The following is a 21,432-nucleotide window of genomic DNA, read 5'->3' as shown; positions in this document are numbered from 1 at the left end:
GCCGGCTCAGGTTTGCACGGCGCGGTCCGCCGGATCAGCGCTTTTGCCGCCGAAACGAACGCCTTTCTTCTCGAATCCGAATCCGGCAAATACAGCCACGACGACGGCGACGATGCAGGCCACCACCAGCAGTGCAAGGGCATAGTCGCCACCCCATCGCTTCGCCAATCCGGCCTGTATGGACGCGTTACCCGACGCCAGCAGATTGCCGAGCTGATAGGCGAAACCGGGGAAAGTGCCGCGCACCTCGTCCGGCGACAGCTCGTTGAGATGTACCGGGACGATACCCCATGCGCCCTGCACGAATAGCTGCATCAGGAATGCGCCGATCGCGAGCATCACCGGCCCGTGTCCATAGACCCAGAGCGGTGCAGCCGGAATCGCCAACAGGGCAGCAATGACGATGGTGCGACGTCTGCCGATACGCTCGGACAGCGCCCCGAAGGACAGGCCACCAATGATCGCGCCGATATTATAGACGATCGCGATGGCGCCGACCGTATAGGAGTCATACTGCTTCTGGGTTTCCAGGAAGGTTGGATAAAGATCCTGCGTGCCATGACTGAAGAAGTTGAATGCCGTCATCAAAAGAACAGCCCAGATGAACAGCGGAATGTTTTCGCGCAGCACGGTAAGAAACGGTCGTTGTGGCTTGGATTGCCTTTGCACGAAAGCCGGCGATTCCTGCACATTGCGCCTGATGTAGAGCACCAGAAGCGCCGGCACGGCGCCGACGATGAACATACCACGCCAGCCGATGATGGGAAACAGCAGGAAAAAGACGATCGAGGCGATCAGATAGCCAGAGGGATAGCCCGCCTGCAGGATGCCGGATACCAGACCGCGCGACTCCTCGGGAATGGTCTCCATCGTCAATGACGCGCCGACACCCCATTCGCCGCCCATGGCAACCCCGAAGAGCGCCCGAAGAACGAGAAACATCGTCAGCCCCGTCGAAAAGCCGGTCAGAAACTCGAAGATCGAGTAAAGCAGCACGTCGATCATCAGCGTGACGCGCCGGCCGTAACGGTCGGCCGCAAGGCCGAAGATCAAGGCGCCGATCGGACGCATGGCCAGGGTGAGAAAAATCGCGACGGCAACCGCCGGGACGTCGGTGTGAAACTCTTCGGCTATGTGTTTGAGCACGAATACCAATATGAAGAAATCGAAAGCATCCAGCGTCCAGCCGAGATAGGCCGCGATGACGGTGTTTCGTTGCTGGGGGGACAAGGAACGTAAGCTATCCAATGCGGTCATCATGATCCTCCGACCGGATGGCGGCGGCGAGGCGGGCAATTCCGGATGCCGTCGAAGCTGGGGGAACCCGGCACTGGCCGGGCATGTCGACGTTGCGGTGGTTCCTCCTGCGGCGCCTGTGAGGATCGCGCTATGCGGATATTCGGATCAGCAATAGCGTACCAGCCGCCTTTGGGTTGTAACACATTTGACATCATCGACGAATGGAAAAATCCATCGCTTTGTTTCCCTTTTGTACCCTTTGCCTCTTCACATCTGTGCGATCTGTCTCCATATTCGCCCCATGGCCAGATCACCGAAAAACACCTCCGCCCCGTCCGGTTTCGAAGAGGCGCCACAGGCGCCGTTTGAAGGTGCGCCGCTCAGCGGCAGCGTCGCCGATTGGGTAAAGCAGCTTGAAGCCGACGCCGAAATGTCCGGCGTCGAGACGCAGCGTGAGATCGCTTCCAAGGCCGGCAAGCACCGCAAGAAAGTGGAAATCGCCGCCTCCAAATCGGGGCGCGGCACCTCGATGGGCGGATCGACCGATCCGAAGACCCGCGCCGCCGCCGGCCTCAATCCGGTATCCGGCATGGATACATCGCTGGAAAACGCGGCCAATGCAGGCACCGCAGTGACGGCGACGGTCGAGGCGCTGTCGAAATTGATCGAAAGCGGCAATCCGCTCTTCAAGGATGGCAAGCTCTGGACGCCGCACCGCCCCGCCCGACCGGCGAAATCGGAAGGCGGCATCCAGATCCGCATGGCTTCCGACTACCAGCCCGCCGGCGACCAACCGACCGCGATCCGCGATCTCGTCGAAGGTCTCGACAACGGCGACCGCAGCCAGGTGCTGCTCGGCGTCACCGGCTCCGGCAAGACCTTCACCATGGCCAAGGTGATCGAGGCCACACAGCGCCCCGCCGTCATCCTGGCGCCAAACAAGACGCTGGCGGCGCAGCTCTACTCCGAATTCAAGAACTTCTTCCCGGACAACGCGGTCGAGTATTTCGTATCCTACTACGACTATTACCAGCCGGAAGCCTATGTGCCGCGCTCGGACACCTTCATCGAGAAGGAAAGCTCGATCAACGAACAGATCGACCGCATGCGTCACTCGGCGACGCGTTCGCTGCTGGAGCGTGACGACTGCATCATCGTCGCCTCGGTCTCCTGCATTTACGGTATCGGTTCGGTCGAGACCTATACGGCGATGACCTTCCAGATGAATGTCGGCGACCGTCTGGACCAGCGCCAGCTCCTCGCCGACCTCGTGGCGCAGCAATACAAGCGCCGCGATATGGATTTCATCCGCGGCTCCTTCCGCGTGCGCGGCGATACGATCGAAATCTTCCCGGCTCACTTGGAGGATGCCGCCTGGCGCATCTCCATGTTCGGCGACGAGATCGACGCCATCACCGAATTCGACCCGCTGACCGGCCAGAAGACCGGTGACCTGAAATCGGTGAAGATCTACGCCAATTCGCATTATGTTACGCCGCGTCCGACATTGAACGGTGCCATCAAGGCCATCAAGGAAGAGCTGAAGATCCGGCTTGCCGAACTTGAAAAGGCTGGGCGTCTGCTCGAAGCGCAGCGCCTCGAGCAGCGCACCCGCTACGACGTCGAGATGCTGGAAGCCACCGGCTCCTGCGCCGGTATCGAGAACTATTCGCGCTATCTCACCGGCCGCAATCCCGGCGAGCCGCCGCCGACCTTGTTCGAATATATCCCTGACAACGCCTTGCTGTTCATCGACGAGAGCCACGTCTCCGTCAGCCAGATCGGCGGCATGTATCGCGGCGACTTCCGGCGCAAGGCGACGTTGGCCGAATATGGCTTCCGCCTGCCCTCCTGCATGGACAACCGGCCGCTGCGCTTCGAGGAATGGGACGCGATGCGTCCGGACACGATCGCGGTGTCTGCGACGCCGGGCAGCTGGGAAATGGAACAATCCGGCGGTGTCTTCGCCGAACAGGTCATCCGCCCGACAGGCCTCATCGACCCGCCGGTCGAGGTCCGTTCGGCCCGCAGCCAGGTCGACGACGTGCTCGGCGAGATCCGCGAAACCGCCGCCAAGGGTTATCGCACGCTCTGCACCGTGCTGACCAAGCGCATGGCCGAAGACCTGACCGAATATCTGCACGAACAGGGCGTGCGCGTACGCTATATGCACTCCGACATCGACACGCTGGAGCGCATCGAGATCATCCGCGACCTGCGTTTGGGCGCCTTCGACGTGCTCGTCGGCATCAACCTGCTGCGCGAAGGTCTCGATATTCCGGAATGCGGTTTCGTCGCCATCCTCGATGCCGACAAGGAAGGCTTCCTGCGCTCGGAAACCTCTCTCATCCAGACTATCGGCCGCGCCGCCCGTAACGTTGACGGCAAGGTCATCCTCTATGCCGATAACATCACCGGCTCGATGCAGCGCGCGATGGACGAAACCAGCCGCCGTCGTGAGAAGCAGATGGCCTATAACATCGAACATGGCATCACGCCGGAATCGGTAAAGGCAAAGATCTCCGACATTCTCGACAGCGTTTACGAAAAGGATCACGTCCGCGCCGATATCGGCGGGGCTTCCGGTAAGGGCTTTGCCGATGGCGGCCACCTCGTCGGCAACAATCTGCAGGCCCATCTCAACGCGCTGGAAAAATCCATGCGCGATGCCGCCGCCGATCTGGACTTCGAGAAGGCCGCGAGACTGCGCGACGAAATCAAGCGCCTCAAGGCGGTCGAACTCGCCGCGATGGACGATCCCTTGGCCCGCGAAGAGGCCAAAAGCCTCGAAAGCCGTGGCGGATCAGGCAAACGTGCGCCTCCGGCTCCGGACCCGGAGGCATCCCGCTCTTATTTCGCGAAGCCCAACCTCGACGAAATGGGACCGGGCAGCGATGCCGGTACGCCGCTTTTCCGCAAGAACACGCTCGACGAAATGACCGTCGGCCGCACTGAGAAGCCAGTGGCCGGCAAAATGCCGGACAAGCCGATCACCCGTGCAAAGCCCGGCGTCGGCTCCTACGAGGATCCGGTGGACGAGAAGCAGCGCAAGGGGCGCACGAAGGGCAAGACGGGACGGCCCGGGCGATAAAGCCGATGTCGGGTGGAGCCGCTGGTTTGTGACGGGGAATGCCTGCCGGTTGGGAGGTATCTTGCTGGTCCGGTGCCCGTAAATGCATACCATTGCATGAGGTGACCCACGGATGAACGGAGGCGCTCGGTCGCCCGCCGCAAAGTGGGGAAGCGACAGAAACCACGGGAGAGAGACCGATGCCAGAACCCCTCGTCGTCCACCGGGAGACGCATGTTCCCGCGCCGCCTGCCGCAATATTCGCGCTGTTGACCGACCCCGAGAAGATCCTGCGCTGGATGGGCACGGAAGCCAAGACAGAGCTGCAACCCGGTGGCATCTATCTCGTCAACGTCACCGGAACCCGCGTCGCACGCGGCTCGTTCCGTGAGGTCGTGCCTGTACACCGCCTTGCCTACAGCTTTGGCTGGGAAGGCAACGAAGAGGTGCCTCCAGGATCGAGCCTGGTTGAAATCGATCTTATTGAGCAGTCGGACGGAACGCTGGTCCGCCTCACCCATACCGGCCTGCCGACGGCGGAAGAATGCGAGGGCCATGCCAAGGGCTGGGCTCACTATCTCGGTCGTTTGACGGATGTGGCAGCAGGGCGCGATCCCGGTCCGGATCCCTGGAGAACGGCTACCGTCAAGGACTAACGATATTTCATACGCGATATCCTTGACCGGATGACTTGAAAGGCAACGAACGTCACCCCTGGGCGACAATCACTTCCAAGCCCGAAGCGGGCCAATCGCGCATCGCGCTGAAGGTTACGCTACCACGGATGACAGCCTGCAACCGTCATGGCATGATCGAGGCATGGATTTACCCGCCCCTATCGCCTGGCTGGTCGACGAAGCCGGCACCTCCCCGAACCCGGAACGGTTCCTGGCCGATTTGGGTGGACGTCTGCGGGCCGCCGGACTGCCTGTTGCAGGTGGTGCCCTGACGCTTGCTGCGCCGCATCCGATCATTACTCAACGCACCTGGCTCTGGCGCGCCGAAACCGATGCGGTGATCGAAGCACTCGGCTTCGCGGGTACGCCGCTCGGACAAGCCGGCCGAGACTGGCTAGGCGAGCTCGGCCCGATGTGCGAGCAGACGATCGGCATTGCGCCCGATAACTCCGTGCTCGCCTGGGCAGGCAATCGGCCCTTCACCTCGATTGAGACGGATAGCCTGCGTCAGATCGCGCGCTTCGCCGCAGCATCCTTGGCGGGCTTGACGGCGCGAGCAGCACTCTCGGCCCTGCTTGAAGCATATCTCGGCCGCAGAAGCGCCGCCAGAGTGCAAGCGGGAGCACTCAGTCGCAGCACCGGCGAGACCATTCGCGCAGCACTGCTCTGCGCCGACCTCAGGGATTTTACCGCCCTCTCCGAAGTAACGGAGCCGACCGTCATGATAACAGCCCTCGACGCGTGGTTCGATCGCGTCGCCGGCGCTGTGCATGCCTTCGGCGGTGAAGTGCTGAAATTCATCGGTGATGGTGTCCTGGCGATCTTTCCGGTGACCGGAACATCGGCCGAAGCCTGCGAGGCGGCGCTTCGCGCCGTTACAGCCATCCGCGCCGGCATGACGCACCTCGACGCAACACGGGCAAGTCAGGGCTTGCCACCTCTCCCTTTCGGCGCGGCTCTGCATTTCGGCGACATGCTATGGGGCAACGTCGGTGCCGCCGACCGCCTGGATTTCACCGCCATCGGCCCCGCCGTCAATCTCGTCAGCCGGTTGGAGGGCCTGTGCAAGCCGCTGAGCTGCAACGTGCTGATCTCAGGCGCCGTTGCGGTGCAAACGAGTATGCCACTAGCACCGTTGGGGAAACACGAATTGCGTGGGATTATCGAACCGTGCGATGTCTTTACGCTGGCGGAGGCATAACCGGGAAACGAGCGCTCGCTCGCACACGCGAATACGCGGTTAGCGTTGCGTCGCGTGTGCCGTTATCTCGGCTTCCACAGTCGCTCTGAAATGGGAAGCACCTCCCGTCAACCAAAACTCCTCCCTGGTCGTAGCGAGGAAATCTGCAAAGAGTTTGCAAGCCTCAAGTCGCCGAACGCCGCCGACGATCTCTATCGACCGGGAAAGGTGGCGAGGAGGAGCATTTTCGAGCCTCGTATGCGCACATCCGCCATACGTATCGTCCATCGCGAATACGAGCCGCGTTATAGGCAGGTGCAACATCGTGCCGAAGCACATGATGCACGGCTCAAACGTCGTGTAGAGCGTTAGGTCGTCAGCCCTTGAGAAAGTATAGTCGCCTTTAAATACCTGATGGAAGAGGTTCATCTCAGCGTGGCTCAGGTGATTCGACAGCATAGTTTTGTGGGAGCGCCCCAAAATCTCGTTTCCGGCCGACAAAACCGCGCCGACGGGAAATATGCCTTTATCCAGTGCAATGCGAGCCTCACCCAAGGCAAGTCCCATCATGTATTCATCGGCCAATTCAACCATGCAGCGATCGCAGCTCCAGTCATTTAAGGTTGTATCATGGCAACATACCGACTTTTGCTACAGTAACATGACAACATCCGGCACCCACGGAATCGGCCCCGGCACGCTGCCGAGATCGGCAGAAAGCTCATTAAAACCGTTCTGCGTGAATGGCTCGATCCGTCATCTGAGCTGGCCGATGCCCTCCAACCCCTTGAAATCCCCACCCTATCCCACCCGTTTCCCCACCCTGCCCTAATATTGCCCCTTGCCTTTTTCCACAAACCCTGTCACCCATACGCATGCTCGGGCATTTGCATGCCGGTGACTGGACTGATTTGGTGATCCGCTGACGGCAGGCAGTGGTGGGGTTTCGGACCCGCGCAGACGTTCTTTCCCCGTACGTGACTTCTCGACTGGCTTTCGCATGGCGCGAAGGCAAAGCCGTCCGGGTTTCCCGGACTAATTAAGACTGATGGGTAAAGGACTATCCCCCATGGCCACCAAGGGCACCGTAAAATTTTTCAACCAGGACAAGGGTTTTGGTTTCATCACCCCGGAAGGCGGCGCTAAGGACGTTTTCGTCCACATCTCCGCTCTCCAGGCTTCTGGCATCCAGTCGCTGCGCGAAGGCCAGCAGGTCACTTTCGACACCGAGCCGGATCGCATGGGCAAGGGCCCGAAGGCTGTCAACATCCAGGCTAACTAAGCCCTTGATGACTGCCTGAAAAGGTTTCGGACGGCGCGGTGCAAACCGCGCCGTTTTTCGTTTTTAAGCATTCATGTGGCTGAGGCCACCCTCGTCCTTCGAGGCTGCAGCCCTGCGCTGTACGAAGGGCTTCCGCACCTCAGGATGAGGGCGGAGCGAGTTTAGCTGCACCATTCAGCGTAAATCTGATGCTGCGGTTCTGGCCGACCGTGGATAATTAGCCCTCATGGTGAGGTGGCTCGCAGGGCTCTCGAACCACGACGGATTGGGATCAATCCTACTCTCAGGCGCTCGCGCGCTCGCCCTCACCGGCAAAATCGACCGCCGCAAAGGCGGCTGCGATCACTTCAGGGCCTGCACCTGGCTTGTTGGCGTCGGTGGAGAGGATCTGGCGATATCGGCGCGAGCCGGGCAAGCCACTGAACAGGCCGACCATGTGCCGCGCGACGTGCTGCAAGCGTCCCCCTTCAGCGATGTGGCGCTCGGTATAGGCCATCATCCGGTCGCGCAAAGCGTTCCAATCGGCCTCGACTGCCGGCTCGCCGTAGAAGCGATGATCGACATCGGCAAGGATAGCGGCATTCTGGTAGGCGGCGCGACCGAGCATGACGCCATCAACGTGAGCAAGATGTGCCTCGGCCTGATCCAGCGTCTGGATGCCGCCATTGATGCCGATGAAGACCTCGGGCCAGCGCTGCTTCATGCGATAGACGATCTCATAGTCCAGCGGCGGGATTTCCCGGTTCTCCTTTGGCGATAGGCCTTTCAGCCAGGCCTTGCGGGCGTGGATCCAGATTGCGTCCGCACCGGCGTCGAGCACGCGCGTCATCAGCTCCGGAAGCGCCTCTTCCGGCTCCTGCTCGTCGACGCCGATGCGGCACTTCACCGTCACCGGCGCTTTAGACACCGCCTTCATCGCCGCGATACAAGCCGCCACCGTCTCCGGCGTCAGCATCAGGCAGGCGCCGAACGTGCCGGATTGCACGCGGTCCGAAGGACAGCCGACATTGAGGTTGATCTCGTCATAACCATAGGCTTCGGCAATCCGTAGCGCCTCGGTGAGCTTGGCCGGATCCGAACCGCCCAGTTGCAGCGCAACGGGATGCTCAGCAGCATCATAGCCCAGCAACCGGTCACGCGGCCCATGAATGATCGCGTCGGCCACAACCATTTCCGTGTAGAGCAGCGCATGCCGACTGATCTGCCGATGCAAATATCTGCAGCGAGTATCAGTCCAGTCGATCATCGGGGCCACGGCAAAAATCTTGCGGCCGTTTTTCAGTGCGTCGCTATACATGGGATACCTTTCTGCCCCGCGCTCTACACCAAAACCTTTGCGAAGGCCAGTTTTCCCGGCAGTAACAATGATGCTAGGTTGCCGCGTGGAGTCGGATGGCACATGTTGTCCGAGATCAATGAGAGTTTTGAAAGCCCATATGACCGCCCAGCTTGAGACCGTAATTCCCCTTCCTGCGCCAGTCCTGCTGCCGATCGAGGGGCAAGCCGAGTATTTCCCCGTGCGCCGCGTCTATTGCGTCGGCCGCAACTACGCCGATCATGCCATCGAAATGGGTCATGATCCCAGCCGCGAGCCTCCCTTCTTCTTCCAGAAGAACCCCGATAATCTGCTTGTATCGCGCGATTTCCCCTACCCGGCGCTGTCATCGGACGTGCATCACGAAGTAGAACTGGTGGTGGCGCTACGCAGTGGCGGTGCAGACATTCCGGTCGAACAGGCGCTCGATTGCGTCTATGGCTATGGCGTCGGCATCGACTTCACCCGCCGCGACCTGCAAGGTGAAGCCAAGAAACTCGGCCGCCCCTGGGAGATCGGCAAGGCTTTCGATTACTCGGCGCCCGTTTCCGCGCTGGCGCCGGCAACCCGCGTCGGCCACCCCGACAAGGGCGGCATCTGGCTGATGCGCAATGGCGAGTCTGCGCAGAGAGGCGACCTCTCGCAAATGATCTGGAAAGTGCCCGAAGTTATCGCCGAACTGTCGAAGCTTTTCACGCTCGCACCGGGCGATATCATCATGACCGGCACGCCGGCCGGCGTCGGCCCCGTCTCGCGTGGCGACCGGATCAGCTGCGCCATCGACGGCGTCGCGACGCTGACCTTGAATGTAATCTGATCGAGGAGGATCTTCCATGCCGCTTTACGCCCTCGCCGGCCTGACGCCCAAAACGCCCGGTCCGGGACGATATTGGATCGCCCCGGATGCCAGCGTGATCGGAAAGGTCGAGATCGGCGAGGATGTCGGCATCTGGTTCGGCTCGGTGCTGCGCGGCGATAACGAGCCGATCATCATCGGCAAGGGCACGAACATCCAAGAAGGCACGATGGTGCATACGGATCCGGCTTTCGCCGCCATCATCGGCGAAGGCTGCACCATCGGACATCACGCCATCATCCATGGCTGCACCATCGGCAATAACTCCCTGGTCGGCATGGGCGCCACCATCCTCAACGGCGCCAAGATCGGCAACAATTGCCTCGTCGGCGCCAATGCACTTGTTACGGAAGGCAAGGAGTTTCCGGACGGCTCCCTGATCGTTGGCGCTCCGGCCAAAGCGATCCGCACGCTGGATGAAGCGGCAATCGAAGGCCTTCGCCGCTCAGCTCGCAATTACGTCGCCAACTGGCAGCGTTTCGCGCGCGATCTTAAAAGATTAGATTAGAAAATCATAATAAATAACTGACGAAGCAGCGAATAAGACTCCGTCAGATGCTTACGCTGCACAATTGGCACAATGGCCGCGGATCTCGATCGTCGACTTTTCCGCCTTGAATTTCTGCGATTTCAGCCAATCCATCAGGCGATGATCCACTTCATGATCGTGGAATTCGATCACTTGGCCGCAGCTTTCGCAAATGGCGAAAGCAACAAGGCCATGGCTGTGGCAATCCTCATGCGGATGGGCGCAGGCGACGAAGGAATTGATGCTCTCGAGCCGGTGCACGACGCCATACTCCAGCAGCTTGTCCAGAGCCCGGTAGACCTGTAGTGGCGCGCGAAAACCCTGGTCGCGCAGCTTGTCGAGAATCGTATAGGCGCTGAGTGGCGCCTCCGCCTTGGTCAGCACATCGAAGACGAGGGACTGGTTCTTGGTGAGCATCGGAGTGGTCATGACGACTGTCCTCTCTGTTGCGCCGCTGGCGTGCCGCTCCTGCGAACGAGGGGCAGCAGACTGACGATAAATAGAATGAGCGCCGCAACGACGATCGACGGGCCGGATGGCGTATCGTAGCGCAGCGACCCGAACAGCCCGCCGACAACGGCGACTGCGCCGAGCAGCGAGGCGAAAATGGCCATTGTTTCCGGTGTGCCGGCAAAGCGACGCGCGGTGGCGGCGGGAATAATCAGCAGCGCCGTGATCAGCAGAATACCGACGATCTTCATGGCAATGGCGATCACCACAGCCATCAGCAGCATGAAGAACAGCTTGGCCCGCTCCGGCCGCAGCCTTTCGGCTTCGGCCAATTCGGGATTGACGGTCGATGCCAGCAGCGGCCGCCAAAGCCACGCAATTGCCGCCAGTACGAAAATGCCGCCGCCCCAGATCACAGCAATGTCGGACTGGCTGACAGCCAGAATATCACCGAAGAGGAAGGCGATGAGATCGATCCTCACCCAGCTCATGAAGGCGACGATAACCAGACCGATCGCTAGCGTCGCGTGCGAGAGGATGCCGAGCAGCGCATCCGCAGACAACGCCTGCCGCCGTTGCAGAAAAAGCAGCAGGATCGAAACAAGCGCAGCAACCGCAAAGACGGAAAGTGTCAGGTTCAGCTGGAACAGCAGCGACAGCGCGACGCCCAGCAGCGCCGAATGCGAGATAGTGTCGCCGAAATAGGCCATCCGCCGCCAGATGATGAAACAACCCAGCGGCCCGGTCGTCAGCGCCAGCCCGACCCCGGCAAAAATGGCGCGCAGGAAGAAATCGTCAAACATGGCGTCCTCCCTCGGCATGATCGTGCCCGTGATGGTGACCATGGTCATGGTCATGGTCATCGTGATCATGGTGATGATCGCCATGCTCATGATGGTGATGGCCATCTTCGGCGTGGCAGTGATCGGTGATCGAGCCGTCTTCATGCTGCACGCGGCCGTCGGGCAGATGCGTATGATCGTGATGGTGGCTGTAGATCGCCAGCGACTGCGCCGCCCGCGTGCCGAACAGCCTTACATATTCGGGGCTCTGGCTGACAGCTTGCGGCGTGCCGCGGCAGCAGACATGGCCGTTCAGGCAAACGACCGTGTCGGTCGCGGCCATGACGACATGCAAGTCGTGCGAAATCAGCAGGATACCGCAACCTTGCGAGTTACGAATGGACTTGATGAGGTCGTAAAGGGCGATCTCGCCGTTGAAATCGACACCCTGCACCGGTTCGTCCAGCACCAGAAGATCGGGCTTGCGGGCGATGGCGCGGGCCAGCAACGCCCGCTGGAACTCGCCGCCGGAAAGATACTGCACTTCAGCCTTGGCGAGATGCGCGATGCCAACCGCCTCCAATGCAGCAGCGAGTTCACGCTCCGACAAGCGGCCCGTGAGCGTCATCAGGCGTTGCACGCTGAGCGGCAGTGTCCAGTCGATGGCAAGCTTCTGCGGCACATAGCCAACCTTGAGGTCGGCAACGCGATCGACATGGCCCTCGTCTGGCTTCAGCACGCCGATTGCCGCCTTGGCACTGGTGGATTTGCCCGAACCATTCGGCCCGATCAACGTAACGATCTCGCCCCGGCTCACGGAAAAATCGACACCACGGACCAGCCAACGACCGCTGCGGCGGACGCCGACATCATGGAGCGACACAAGGGGCCGGCTCTTGCTGTCTATGGAGGAAAGCATGAAATTTCCAATTGCACTATTGCGCCTTGCTATCGCACACGTTATAGCATAACGCAATTGATGTAATAACATTACATACCCATTCAAGGGCACTAATCGCATGAATGCAGCAAAAGCTTTCCTTCCTCTAGCCGCCTCTCTCCTGTTTTCGGGCTTGCTTGCCGGCACCGCCGCAACCGCAGCCGACGCCCCCAAGGTGGTCGTCTCCATCAAGCCCATTCACTCGCTTGTCGCCGCCGTCATGCAAGGTGTAGGAACGCCGGATCTAATCGTCGATGGCGCCGCTTCGCCGCATACTTATGCGCTGAAACCCTCAAATGCCCGCAGCCTTCAACAGGCACAGGTGGTTTTCTGGGTCGGTCCTGGCATGGAAGCTTTCCTACAGAAGCCACTTGCCTCCCTCGGTGCCAACGCCACCGTCGTGGAGTTGGATCAGGCACCGGGCATCACCAAGCTCAAATTCCGCGAAGGTGGCGCTTTCGAGCCGCATGACGATGGTGATGGCGACGAGGCAGCCGCCGGCGACAACCATGCACACGACCATGGCGATCATGATCATGGAGAGTTCGACACACATCTCTGGCTCGACCCACACAATGCCAAGGCCATGGTCGCCGAAATCACCACATCGCTGGTCGCCGCCGATCCGGCGAATGCACTGACTTATGAAGCAAACCAGAAGACCTTGAACGACAAGCTCGATGCTCTGGACACAGAAATCGCCTCGACCGTCGCTCCCGTGAAAGACAAGCCTTTCATCGTCTTCCACGACGCCTATCAGTATTTCGAGCATCGTTATGGCGTGCGCGTCTCTGGCTCCATCACCGTCAGCCCGGAAACCATTCCTGGTGCGCAGCGCGTTGCAGAGATTCACAGTAAAGTAGCTGATCTCGGCGCAACCTGCGTCTTCGCCGAGCCTCAATTCGAACCGAAACTGGTGAACGTCGTACTGGAAGGCACCTCCGCCAAAGCGGGCGTGCTCGATCCCGAGGCCGCGACACTGCCGCAAGGGCCGGATCTCTACTTCGATCTGATGCGCGGCATCGCAAGCTCTCTGAAAACCTGCCTTGCGGCGCAAGGCTGAAGATAACCGAAGGAAGCGAGCCAAGCGCTCGCTTTTTTCCGAATAGCAAATGTAATGATATTACATTACAAAGAGGTTGACATGAACAAGAAGCTCCCGGTCACCGTCCTCTCCGGTTTCCTCGGCGCCGGCAAGACGACGCTGCTCAATCACATTCTCAACAATCGCCAGGGTTTGCGCGTTGCGGTGATCGTCAACGACATGAGCGAGGTCAATATCGATGCGGCCCTGGTGCGCGACGGCGGTGCCAACCTCTCTCGCACGGAAGAACAACTCGTCGAAATGACCAATGGCTGCATCTGTTGCACGCTGCGCGACGATCTGCTGAAGGAGGTCCGGCAACTCGCCGAGCAGGATCGCTTCGACTATCTTCTGATCGAATCCACCGGGATCGCAGAACCCCTGCCCGTTGCCACCACTTTCGAGTTTCGCGACGAGGATGGCAGCAGCCTTTCCGATGTCGCCCAGCTCGATACGATGGTCACCGTCGTGGATGCGGCCAATCTTCTCGCCGACTATGGATCGACGGATTTCCTTGCCGATCGCGGCGAGACCGCTGGCGATGGCGACAACCGCACCATCGTCGACCTGCTGGTCGAGCAGATCGAGTTCGCCGATGTCGTCATTCTCAACAAGGTCGGTTCCGCAACATCAGAACAGCTTGATGCCGCGCGCAAGATCATCGTCGGCCTCAATCCCGATGCACGTCTGATCGAAGCCGAGTTCGGTGCGGTGGAGCCGGCCGAGGTTCTCGGCACCGGCCGCTTCGATATCGACCGCGCCGAGACGCATCCGCTTTGGTACAAGGAATTGCATGGCTTCAAGGATCATGTTCCCGAAACGGAAGAATACGGTATCCGCTCCTTCGTCTATCGCGCGAAGAAGCCGTTCGATCCCGCGAAATTTCAAGCATTTCTCGACAAACCCTGGCCGGGCGTCGTGCGCGCCAAGGGCTTCTTCTGGCTTGCAACCCGCCCTTACTACGTTGGCGAAATGAGCCAGGCCGGCGCGCTGGTTCGTACCGGCAAAATGGGCCTATGGTGGGCAGCTGTGCCGCAGGATCAATGGCCCCGTGATCCCTCGTTCAAGCAGGCTCTCTCGTCCTATCTCGATCCCATCTGGGGCGATCGCCGTCAGGAACTTGTGTTCATCGGCGCCGATCCGATGAACGAGCGACAGATCGTTGCCGAGTTGGATGCCTGCTTGATCAAAACAGATCGCTTTACGCCCGAGCGCTGGCGCAACCTGCCGGATCCTTTCGCAAGTTGGAGCCGGCCCGCGATATGAAAAAGCCGAAGGTAATCAGGTTTCGCTGCTACTGCGTAGAGTGCGGCCCTGACGACAGGCCGAAAGGCAAGGTATTGCCAGGCGCTGCAGCAGACCTGGATCAAGACAGCGATCCAGACAATCAGACGAATCCGCCAGTAGTGGCGGATTCGATCGAACGAATGCTATTCGGGGCCTGAACGCGCGTTCAGGCCACCAGCATGTTGGCAGGTACGACGCTGACTTCGTGCACGACAAGCAACGCGCCGATCACCTGCGACCTCGTGCGCAATGGCGTCATGCTACAATGAAAGACCTTGCCTGGCTCAACCTGACGATAGGACGGATAAAGGCATTCGACCTTTTCGCCGGCAAAGCAGGCATCGAGCTTCACCTTGACGCTGCTCTCGAAATAGTCAGAGCCGACGAAATCGGCGATATGACGACCGACGAGTTCCATCTGCTTCGATCTCAGAAATTCCGAATTCGCAGCGTTGCTGTAGAGATAACGATAGTCGCGCGTGATGACGGCAACGCGGTCCGGCAGACTGTCGAGGATGACATCGTTCAAGACGCTACCCTCGTCGAAGCCAAAGAGATCGTCGCGTTCTTCCCTGTCGGTCGAGAATGCCATCAAGACATCCGCCGCAGATTCATTTGCGCCGCCAAAATAACGATCGATCAGTACAGACAGCGATGACGAATTGCGTACGACTCGTGACCTATCATCCGACTCTTCTCGGATGAGATTGTTCAGGAATTGCAGCTGCATGTAAATTTCAAGCAGACTCGTGGCTTTGTAGGCCAAAATAGCTGAAATAAGCGGCTCCAACTCGCTATCAAGCGAATCTACGAGCTCGTCGTCGCCAAGTTTGATCGCACGCTGAATCTGACTGCATTTCATGGAAAACGCATGAAAGAGTGCCAGCAAATTGCCCTCCTGTCCTTGACCATTGTCAAACACCGAGGCCTCGTTTCCCGGCGTTGTCATGCCCAAGGATATTCAGTTTAGTGTCCGCATTCTCACCAAACTTTCTACCATGTGAATTAACATGACTTACCGGGCGTTTCAATGCAGGTGAATCGAACTTGTCCGCAAAGAGGAGCTTTCTGAAACGAAAGACTTACCAAAGGCGAGGAGTGTGCCGAAACCGCGCAGAACGCTCCACCAGTACGCCGGCTGAAGCCATAGCAAGGGGCAACGGCGCTTCCGCCTTTCATGAAGTCGCCAAGGCGCTCAATCCTATTGTTCTTTTAGGCGTTCCGGACGGAAAAGCGCTCTAGAACACCGCGTCCTTGATGTTCCAGCGATCATGATACCAGAGCCATTGTTCGGGATGTTCCCTCACCCAACCCTCGACCTTGTCGTTCAGCATTTGCGCCGTGGCGGTCAAATCGAGATTACCCTGTTCGTTGTAAGGCAATTCCAGCTTCGGTTCGATCTCCAGCCGGTAGCGATTGTCAGGCAGGCGAACACAGCGAGCCGGATAGACCTCGCAATTGAACTGGCGCACCAGCTTCGGCAGCAGCGGATTGGTCTTGACATCGCGGCCGAAGAACAAGGTCTTCAAACCCTTGCGAAATTTCTGGTCCACCAGTACGCCAACGCCACGCCCGGCCTCCAGCTCGCGCGCCAGGCTGAACGACGAGCCTGCATGCGACGGCACGAGCTTGCCCATGCGCTTTGCGCGAAAATCGAAAACCTTCTCAGCCACATAGGGATTGTTTGGCGGACGAAAGAGAACCGTCACCGTCAGCCCGAAAGCAGCCCCTGCGACAGGCAGCAGCTCGAAATTACCGGTATGGCCGGTGAAGACGATGAAGGGGCGCGGATTATCCCTCAGATCGAGAAAGATCGGAATTCCCGAGACTTCGACACGGCCCGGCTTGTCGCTATGGGGATCGAAATCGAACAGGCGATCGAGAAAGACGTATTCCGCCGCGAGCCGCCCCATATTGCCCCAGCTGGAAAGTGCAATTTCCTCGATCTCCGCATCGCTCTTCTCCGGAAAGGCGTTGCGCAGATTGGTCAGCATCAGCTTATGCCGGCGCAGGCGCGGCCCGATCTTGCGGGTCAGCCAGTCGGCAAATCTGATACCGCCGTCAGCCGGAAACAGTTTCAAAAAATTCAAGAAACCGAAGATGACCTGCGCCACCAGCCATTGCCGGAAATTTCGAAGCGCAAGGACGATCCGGGTTATGAAGAGCTTCACGCGGCTCAATCCATCTTCAGGATAATCTTGCCGAAAATCTGACGCGATTCCATCCGCTCCAGCGCCCGGTCGATGTCGCTGAAGCTCACTTCGGTATCGATGACCGGATGAACGAGCCCGCGCGCCATCTTCTGCATGGCATTAGCCATGTTTTCCATACGGCAGCCGAAGGAGCCGAGCAGCTTCAACTGCTGCTGGAACAGCATCATCAGGTTCATCTCTGTCGAAACGCCCGATGTCGATCCGCAGGTAACGAGACGGCCACCACGCTTCATGCAAAGCATCGAACCTGCCCAGGTGTCCTTGCCGACATGCTCGAAAACGACGTCGACACCCTTCTTCTTCGTCAGCTTGCGCACGACGCCCTCGAACCGGTCGGTGCGATAATTGATGACGTGATCGGCGCCCAGAGCCTTCGCCTTCTCGATCTTGTCGTCGGAGCCGACCGTGGTGATGACGGTGCAGCCGATCTTCTTGGCAAGCTGGATGGCGGCGGTGCCGATGCCCGAGCCGCCGGCATGAACGAGGATCGTCTCGCCTGGCTCCAGCTTGGCATTGTCGAACAGCATGTGCTCGACCGTCCCGAAAGTAACGGGCGCAAGTGCCGCACCGATCGCATCGACACCCGGAGGCGCCGGAACGAGCAGACGAGCCGGAAGATTGACCTTCTCCTGCGCGAAGCCGTCCAGATGGAAGCCATGCACACCGCCGACATGTTCGCAGAGATTGTCACGACCTTCGCGGCAATGGCGGCAAAGGCCGCAGGTGCGAGCGCCGTAGATCGATACCAGCTGGCCCGGAAGTACGTTGGCGACGCCCGGCCCGATCGCCTCGACCACGCCGGCAGCCTCGGCGCCGATGACGAGCGGCATCTTGCGCTTGGCAAACGCCATGCCGCGCCAGCCCCATACGTCGATGTGGTTGAGGGCGACGGCCTTGACACGCAACGTCACCTCGCCTGCGCCAGGCGCTTCCGGCTCCGGCAGATCGGTGATCTCTAGTTTGCGGTCGTCGATCAGTTGCAAAGCACGCATGGCAAAGTCCTTCGCCCCTTGGGCGCAGTTATCATTTGGTATTCAAAAGCCCGATTAAGCCGGTTCAAGCGCCATGACAAGACTGGCGTTCTGACCGCCGAACCCGAAAGAGTTCGAAAGAACGGCATTTACCTGCTTTTCACGCTTCTTGTTCGGCACCACGTCGAGATCGATCGACGGATCGGGATTGTTATAGTTGATGGTTGGCGGCAATGTGCCCGTCAGCATCGTCTGCAACGAGAACACCGCCTCGACCGCGCCGGCCGCCGTCAGCGTGTGGCCGATCATCGACTTGTTCGACGACACGGGAATGCTCGGCAGCCGTTCGCCGAAAACCGCGGACATGGAACCATATTCCATCTTGTCGTTCTCCGGCGTGGATGTGCCGTGAGCGTTGATGTAGCCGATATCGCTCTCATCCATGCCGGCATCGGATAGCGCCGCGCGGATTGTGGCGATGGCCGGACCACCATCGGGTGAGGAACGGGTACGATGGAAGGAATCGGCCTTGTCGCCGGCGCCCTTCATGATTCCGAGGATCTTGGCGCCACGAGCAATTGCCGCCTCCAGCGATTCAAGCACGAGCGTCGCCGCGCCTTCCGCGATGACGAAACCGTCGCGATCCTTACTGAATGGCTTGGAAGCCTTGGTTGGCGGGTCGTTCTGTGTCGAAAGAGCGGACAGCAGCGAGAAGCGAATGAGCGCCTCGGCGCTCAACGAGCCGTCCGTCGCAACCACGAGCGCGCGTGTCGTACGTCCTTGACGGATCGCTTCGATACCGAGCTGAATGGCCGTGACGCCCGATGCACAGGCGGTCGACAACGTCACCGGCAAGCCCCGCGTGCCGAAACGGTCTGCAAGACGCTCGGAAATGGCGCCGAACAGCGCTGCTTCATGGAAAGTCGGATCCGGGCGCTGACGCATGGCGGCAAGGAAGCGCTCATAGGCATCCCCTTCATGATCGGCCGGCGGCGAGCGATCAGCAAGGGCAAAACGTGCACTCCACTCCGGCTCGATCGGCGGCGCGGCAAGAAACAGCGGCGCATCGAAGTCGCCGGAGATTCCGGCCTGAGCCAGGGCCTCGATCGTCGTCTCGCGGGCGAAGGCATAGGAGCGCTCGACGGCATTCGGCGAGGGAATATCGATGAAATCCACCGTGCCCGCGATCCGGGTCGACAGACCGTCGGTCGGGAAGCGCGTAATATTGTGAATGCCCGAAACGCCCGAGGAAAGTGCGTTCCAGTTGTCCTGGAGACCCTGCCCGAGCGAGGTGATAATCCCCATGCCGGTGACGGCGACGATCGGGCGTCCGAGGTGGTCCTTGTAGGCGGATGCGGTCATAATCCTGCTCCTCACGCTTCAGCTGAAAGTACGGCGATGCCTTCGCCGCGTACATGACCAACAGTCGTTACAACAGCATTACGTGTACCAGCCGCCATCGCTTTTTCGTGCGTGGTATCGAAGGGCGGCACCTTGGCCTGATTGGCGACGGCAAGCGCCGCGAAAGCAATGCCGAGCGGGAACTGGCTTTCCAGCCCATGACCGGAGATGCCGGAATAGGCTCGGATGGCCGCCCCTGGAAGCTGTGCCTCGAGCACCGCTTTTTCGCGCTGGGCGAGATCGGGGATCGCCGTCGTGCCGGAAAAGACCACCGTCGCACCTTCCAGTCCCTGCTTGGCAGGTGCAAGCATGCGTTCCAGCCGGGCCTCGAACTTGCCGTCGTCACGACGGCCACGATCGCCCTCGACCGCATCCATGGTCGCGTAGATACGCGCACCGCGGCTTTCGGCATGGGCGCGTGATTCGAGCACAAGGAAAGCGCTCAGCGATCCCATGATCATGCCGCCGCCATCTTCCGGCTTGCGAGACCAGAGCGGATGCCAGTCGCCGATCGCATGTGCGTTGATGGATTCGATCAATAGGATCATGTCCAGACGCTCGGCCGAAAACGCACCACCGACAAGCGCATGGGTCGATTCGCCAGACTTGATACGATGGAAAGCGGTCTCGACAGCGGAAACGCCGGAGGCCTCTTCGCCCATGAACGTGCGAGATGAGCCCGTCACCTTATGGACGATTGAGATATTGCCGGCCAAAAGGTTCGAAAGCTGCGCCAGAAACAGGGTCGGCCGCAGCTCCGTCGTCAGCTTTTCGTTCAGCAGGAGTTCGCGATCGTTGCGCTTCAGACCTTCGTTGACGATCAGCGTGTCGACGTTGGTATCACGCTCCCCGCCACCGGCCGCGACAATCATGTCCATGGTGCCGCAGGCTTCGAGATTGTCCTTGAAACCGGCATCGTCGAGCGCCAAGCCGGCAGTGAAGACGCCGATGCGCTGCCAGTTTTCCATCTGGCGCTGATCGCCGCGCTTCGGGATCTGCTGTGACCAGTCGATCTCTGGCAGCGGATGCACGGGATAGGGCTTGAATTTTTCGGTTTCGACGATGGTCGGCGGCGCCTTGTCCGCAGTCAGAAGGGCGACATGCGCATCCTTGCCGACACCCTGACAGGTGACGATGCCGATACCCGTGATCACCACATCATTCTGAGCCTTGCTCATTCATCAATCCTCTTCGAAGGCGGTACCCGCAAGCCGGCGGCGTCAACCGTTGGCGGCGATGGCGTCGAGAAGTCCGACTTCGCCTGCCCGCTTACGCACGATATCGGCGAGCGGCACCTCATTAAACGGCATGGTGCGCAGCTTCAACTGCGCATCGCAGATCTTCTTCCCGGCAATGGTGATGCGTGCCTTGGTGACCGCAAAACCGGATCCATCGTGCTCCAGCTCGGCCTCGATATCCAGCTCCGCTTCAGGCTCGACGAAAGTGCGCATCTTGGCGCCGTCGACCGACATCAGGAAAGGCATGTAGGCAAACTTCGTCGCGGCAAGCACGAGCATACCCGAAGCCTGCGCCATCGTTTCGATCAGGAGAACGCCGGGAACCAACGGCATGCCGGGAAAATGGCCTTCGAAGACCGGGCTTTTCGCCGGAACGACAGAACGCGCCTTCAACAGGCCCTTGGACAGATCGACGGACTCGACCTTGTCGATCATCTGGAAATATTCCAGCAGCATCAACGCCTCCGCTCTAAACCCGAAACGCTAGATGCCACGGGCGGAATACGCTATTTAAGAATGAAACCGCCCGGCCGCCAGTTTCACGGGCGGCTGGGCGTCAAAAAAGTGCAAGGATGTTGCTCAGCCCTTAGCGGCGCGCAACTCGTCGATCTTGGCACAGAGGTTCTTCAGCACGAAGTATTCTTCGGTCGAAACCTTGCCTTCGTTGACTTCCTGCGTCCACTGTTCCAGCGGGATCTTGATGCCGAATTCCTTGTCGATAGCGAAAACGATGTCCAGGAAGTCGAGGCTGTCGATGCCAAGGTCGTCGATCGTGTGGCTATCCGGAGTGATCGTGTCACGGTCGATTTCGCTGGTCTCAGCGATGATGTCGGCAACTTTGTCAAATGTAGCAGTCACTGCCCATACCTCTTGAAATAATAATTCAATCCCCCTCATAGGGAAATCCATTCCAAAAGC

The 21,432-nt window shown here is 59.7% G+C and carries 21 protein-coding genes; 8 read left to right on the top strand and 13 right to left on the bottom strand.

The window, feature by feature from the left end:
• Nucleotides 1–6 precede the first annotated feature (6 nt).
• Entirely contained in the window at nt 7–1,257 is a 1,251-nt protein-coding gene (locus ACIQJ2_RS12560) for an MFS transporter (RefSeq protein WP_400669599.1), read from the bottom strand.
• Between the two features lie 283 nt (nt 1,258–1,540).
• Here ACIQJ2_RS12560 and uvrB point away from each other — a divergent pair, with 283 nt between their 5' ends.
• The 3 genes from uvrB to ACIQJ2_RS12545 all read left to right on the top strand — a co-directional run bounded on the left by uvrB (nt 1,541) and on the right by ACIQJ2_RS12545 (nt 6,187).
• Nucleotides 1,541–4,330 carry an excinuclease ABC subunit UvrB gene (uvrB, locus tag ACIQJ2_RS12555; RefSeq protein WP_400669035.1) on the top strand — a complete coding sequence of 930 codons (2,790 nt, stop codon included), beginning with the start codon at nt 1,541–1,543 and terminating at the stop codon, nt 4,328–4,330.
• A gap of 179 nt (nt 4,331–4,509) precedes the next feature.
• On the top strand, nt 4,510–4,965 hold the full coding sequence (locus ACIQJ2_RS12550; protein ID WP_400669032.1) for an SRPBCC domain-containing protein: 456 nt from the start codon (nt 4,510–4,512) through the stop codon (nt 4,963–4,965).
• Nucleotides 4,966–5,128: 163 nt separating this feature from the next.
• Nucleotides 5,129–6,187 (top strand): adenylate/guanylate cyclase domain-containing protein, encoded by a 1,059-nt coding sequence (locus ACIQJ2_RS12545; protein ID WP_400669029.1) that lies wholly within the window; start codon nt 5,129–5,131, stop codon nt 6,185–6,187.
• Between the two features lie 39 nt (nt 6,188–6,226).
• On the opposite strand, the gene ACIQJ2_RS12540 is transcribed toward ACIQJ2_RS12545, so the two are convergent.
• Nucleotides 6,227–6,760: a nucleoside deaminase gene (locus ACIQJ2_RS12540; protein WP_400669026.1), complete on the bottom strand. Its 534-nt coding sequence runs from the start codon at nt 6,758–6,760 to the stop codon at nt 6,227–6,229.
• 475 nt (nt 6,761–7,235) lie between these two features.
• Between ACIQJ2_RS12540 and ACIQJ2_RS12535 the strand changes: the two genes are divergently transcribed.
• A complete protein-coding gene (locus ACIQJ2_RS12535; RefSeq protein WP_184354750.1) occupies nt 7,236–7,448 on the top strand; it encodes a cold-shock protein in 213 nt (70 codons plus the stop codon).
• A 283-nt stretch (nt 7,449–7,731) separates the two neighbouring features.
• Here ACIQJ2_RS12535 and dusA read toward each other — a convergent pair whose 3' ends face one another.
• Nucleotides 7,732–8,745, bottom strand: a complete 1,014-nt coding sequence (gene dusA / locus ACIQJ2_RS12530; RefSeq protein ID WP_400669023.1) for a tRNA dihydrouridine(20/20a) synthase DusA — start codon at nt 8,743–8,745, stop codon at nt 7,732–7,734.
• 139 nt (nt 8,746–8,884) lie between these two features.
• On the opposite strand from dusA, the gene ACIQJ2_RS12525 reads away from it, so the two are divergent.
• Nucleotides 8,885–9,580 (top strand): fumarylacetoacetate hydrolase family protein, encoded by a 696-nt coding sequence (locus tag ACIQJ2_RS12525; RefSeq protein ID WP_400669020.1) that lies wholly within the window; start codon nt 8,885–8,887, stop codon nt 9,578–9,580.
• 16 nt (nt 9,581–9,596) lie between these two features.
• Nucleotides 9,597–10,127 carry a gamma carbonic anhydrase family protein gene (locus ACIQJ2_RS12520; protein ID WP_184703941.1) on the top strand — a complete coding sequence of 177 codons (531 nt, stop codon included), beginning with the start codon at nt 9,597–9,599 and terminating at the stop codon, nt 10,125–10,127.
• A gap of 51 nt (nt 10,128–10,178) precedes the next feature.
• Here ACIQJ2_RS12520 and ACIQJ2_RS12515 read toward each other — a convergent pair whose 3' ends face one another.
• From ACIQJ2_RS12515 to ACIQJ2_RS12505, 3 genes are read right to left on the bottom strand one after another with little or no spacing between them, the layout of a single operon-like run.
• Nucleotides 10,179–10,577, bottom strand: a complete 399-nt coding sequence (locus ACIQJ2_RS12515; RefSeq protein WP_075850764.1) for a Fur family transcriptional regulator — start codon at nt 10,575–10,577, stop codon at nt 10,179–10,181.
• Nucleotides 10,574–11,401 (bottom strand): zinc ABC transporter permease subunit ZnuB, encoded by an 828-nt coding sequence (gene znuB, locus ACIQJ2_RS12510; protein ID WP_400669597.1) that lies wholly within the window; start codon nt 11,399–11,401, stop codon nt 10,574–10,576. Before znuB ends, ACIQJ2_RS12515 begins: the two co-directional genes overlap by 4 nt.
• Nucleotides 11,394–12,299 carry an ATP-binding cassette domain-containing protein gene (locus ACIQJ2_RS12505; RefSeq protein WP_400669016.1) on the bottom strand — a complete coding sequence of 302 codons (906 nt, stop codon included), beginning with the start codon at nt 12,297–12,299 and terminating at the stop codon, nt 11,394–11,396. The genes znuB and ACIQJ2_RS12505 overlap by 8 nt, the downstream gene beginning before the upstream one ends.
• A 100-nt stretch (nt 12,300–12,399) precedes the next feature.
• Between ACIQJ2_RS12505 and znuA the strand changes: the two genes are divergently transcribed.
• Both znuA and zigA read left to right on the top strand, forming a co-directional pair.
• Nucleotides 12,400–13,383 (top strand): zinc ABC transporter substrate-binding protein ZnuA, encoded by a 984-nt coding sequence (gene znuA / locus ACIQJ2_RS12500; RefSeq protein WP_400669014.1) that lies wholly within the window; start codon nt 12,400–12,402, stop codon nt 13,381–13,383.
• Between the two features lie 81 nt (nt 13,384–13,464).
• Entirely contained in the window at nt 13,465–14,670 is a 1,206-nt protein-coding gene (gene zigA / locus ACIQJ2_RS12495) for a zinc metallochaperone GTPase ZigA (protein WP_400669011.1), read from the top strand.
• Between the two features lie 187 nt (nt 14,671–14,857).
• Here the strand turns inward: zigA and ACIQJ2_RS12490 are convergent, their stop codons facing one another.
• The 7 genes from ACIQJ2_RS12490 to ACIQJ2_RS12460 all read right to left on the bottom strand — a co-directional run bounded on the left by ACIQJ2_RS12490 (nt 14,858) and on the right by ACIQJ2_RS12460 (nt 21,372).
• Complete coding sequence (locus ACIQJ2_RS12490; protein WP_400669009.1) at nt 14,858–15,283, bottom strand: PAS domain-containing protein; 426 nt, start codon at nt 15,281–15,283, stop codon at nt 14,858–14,860.
• Between the two features lie 646 nt (nt 15,284–15,929).
• On the bottom strand, nt 15,930–16,862 hold the full coding sequence (locus tag ACIQJ2_RS12485) for a lipid A biosynthesis lauroyl acyltransferase (protein ID WP_400669007.1): 933 nt from the start codon (nt 16,860–16,862) through the stop codon (nt 15,930–15,932).
• A gap of 5 nt (nt 16,863–16,867) precedes the next feature.
• Nucleotides 16,868–17,896: a zinc-binding dehydrogenase gene (locus ACIQJ2_RS12480; RefSeq protein WP_112797738.1), complete on the bottom strand. Its 1,029-nt coding sequence runs from the start codon at nt 17,894–17,896 to the stop codon at nt 16,868–16,870.
• Nucleotides 17,897–17,950: 54 nt separating this feature from the next.
• On the bottom strand, nt 17,951–19,237 hold the full coding sequence (locus ACIQJ2_RS12475; protein ID WP_199147912.1) for a beta-ketoacyl-ACP synthase: 1,287 nt from the start codon (nt 19,235–19,237) through the stop codon (nt 17,951–17,953).
• An 11-nt stretch (nt 19,238–19,248) separates the two neighbouring features.
• On the bottom strand, nt 19,249–20,454 hold the full coding sequence (locus tag ACIQJ2_RS12470) for a beta-ketoacyl-ACP synthase (protein ID WP_400669004.1): 1,206 nt from the start codon (nt 20,452–20,454) through the stop codon (nt 19,249–19,251).
• 42 nt (nt 20,455–20,496) lie between these two features.
• Entirely contained in the window at nt 20,497–20,970 is a 474-nt protein-coding gene (locus ACIQJ2_RS12465; protein WP_199147910.1) for a 3-hydroxyacyl-ACP dehydratase FabZ family protein, read from the bottom strand.
• A gap of 123 nt (nt 20,971–21,093) precedes the next feature.
• On the bottom strand, nt 21,094–21,372 hold the full coding sequence (locus ACIQJ2_RS12460) for an acyl carrier protein (RefSeq protein WP_069613139.1): 279 nt from the start codon (nt 21,370–21,372) through the stop codon (nt 21,094–21,096).
• Nucleotides 21,373–21,432 lie beyond the last annotated feature (60 nt).

It is taken from the genome of Rhizobium sp. NPDC092011 (assembly GCF_044756305.1).
Taxonomy (GTDB): Bacteria; Pseudomonadota; Alphaproteobacteria; order Rhizobiales; family Rhizobiaceae; genus Rhizobium.
The sequence above is the reverse complement of the archived record's forward strand: the minus strand, read 5'-3'. Positions and strand labels throughout refer to the sequence as shown.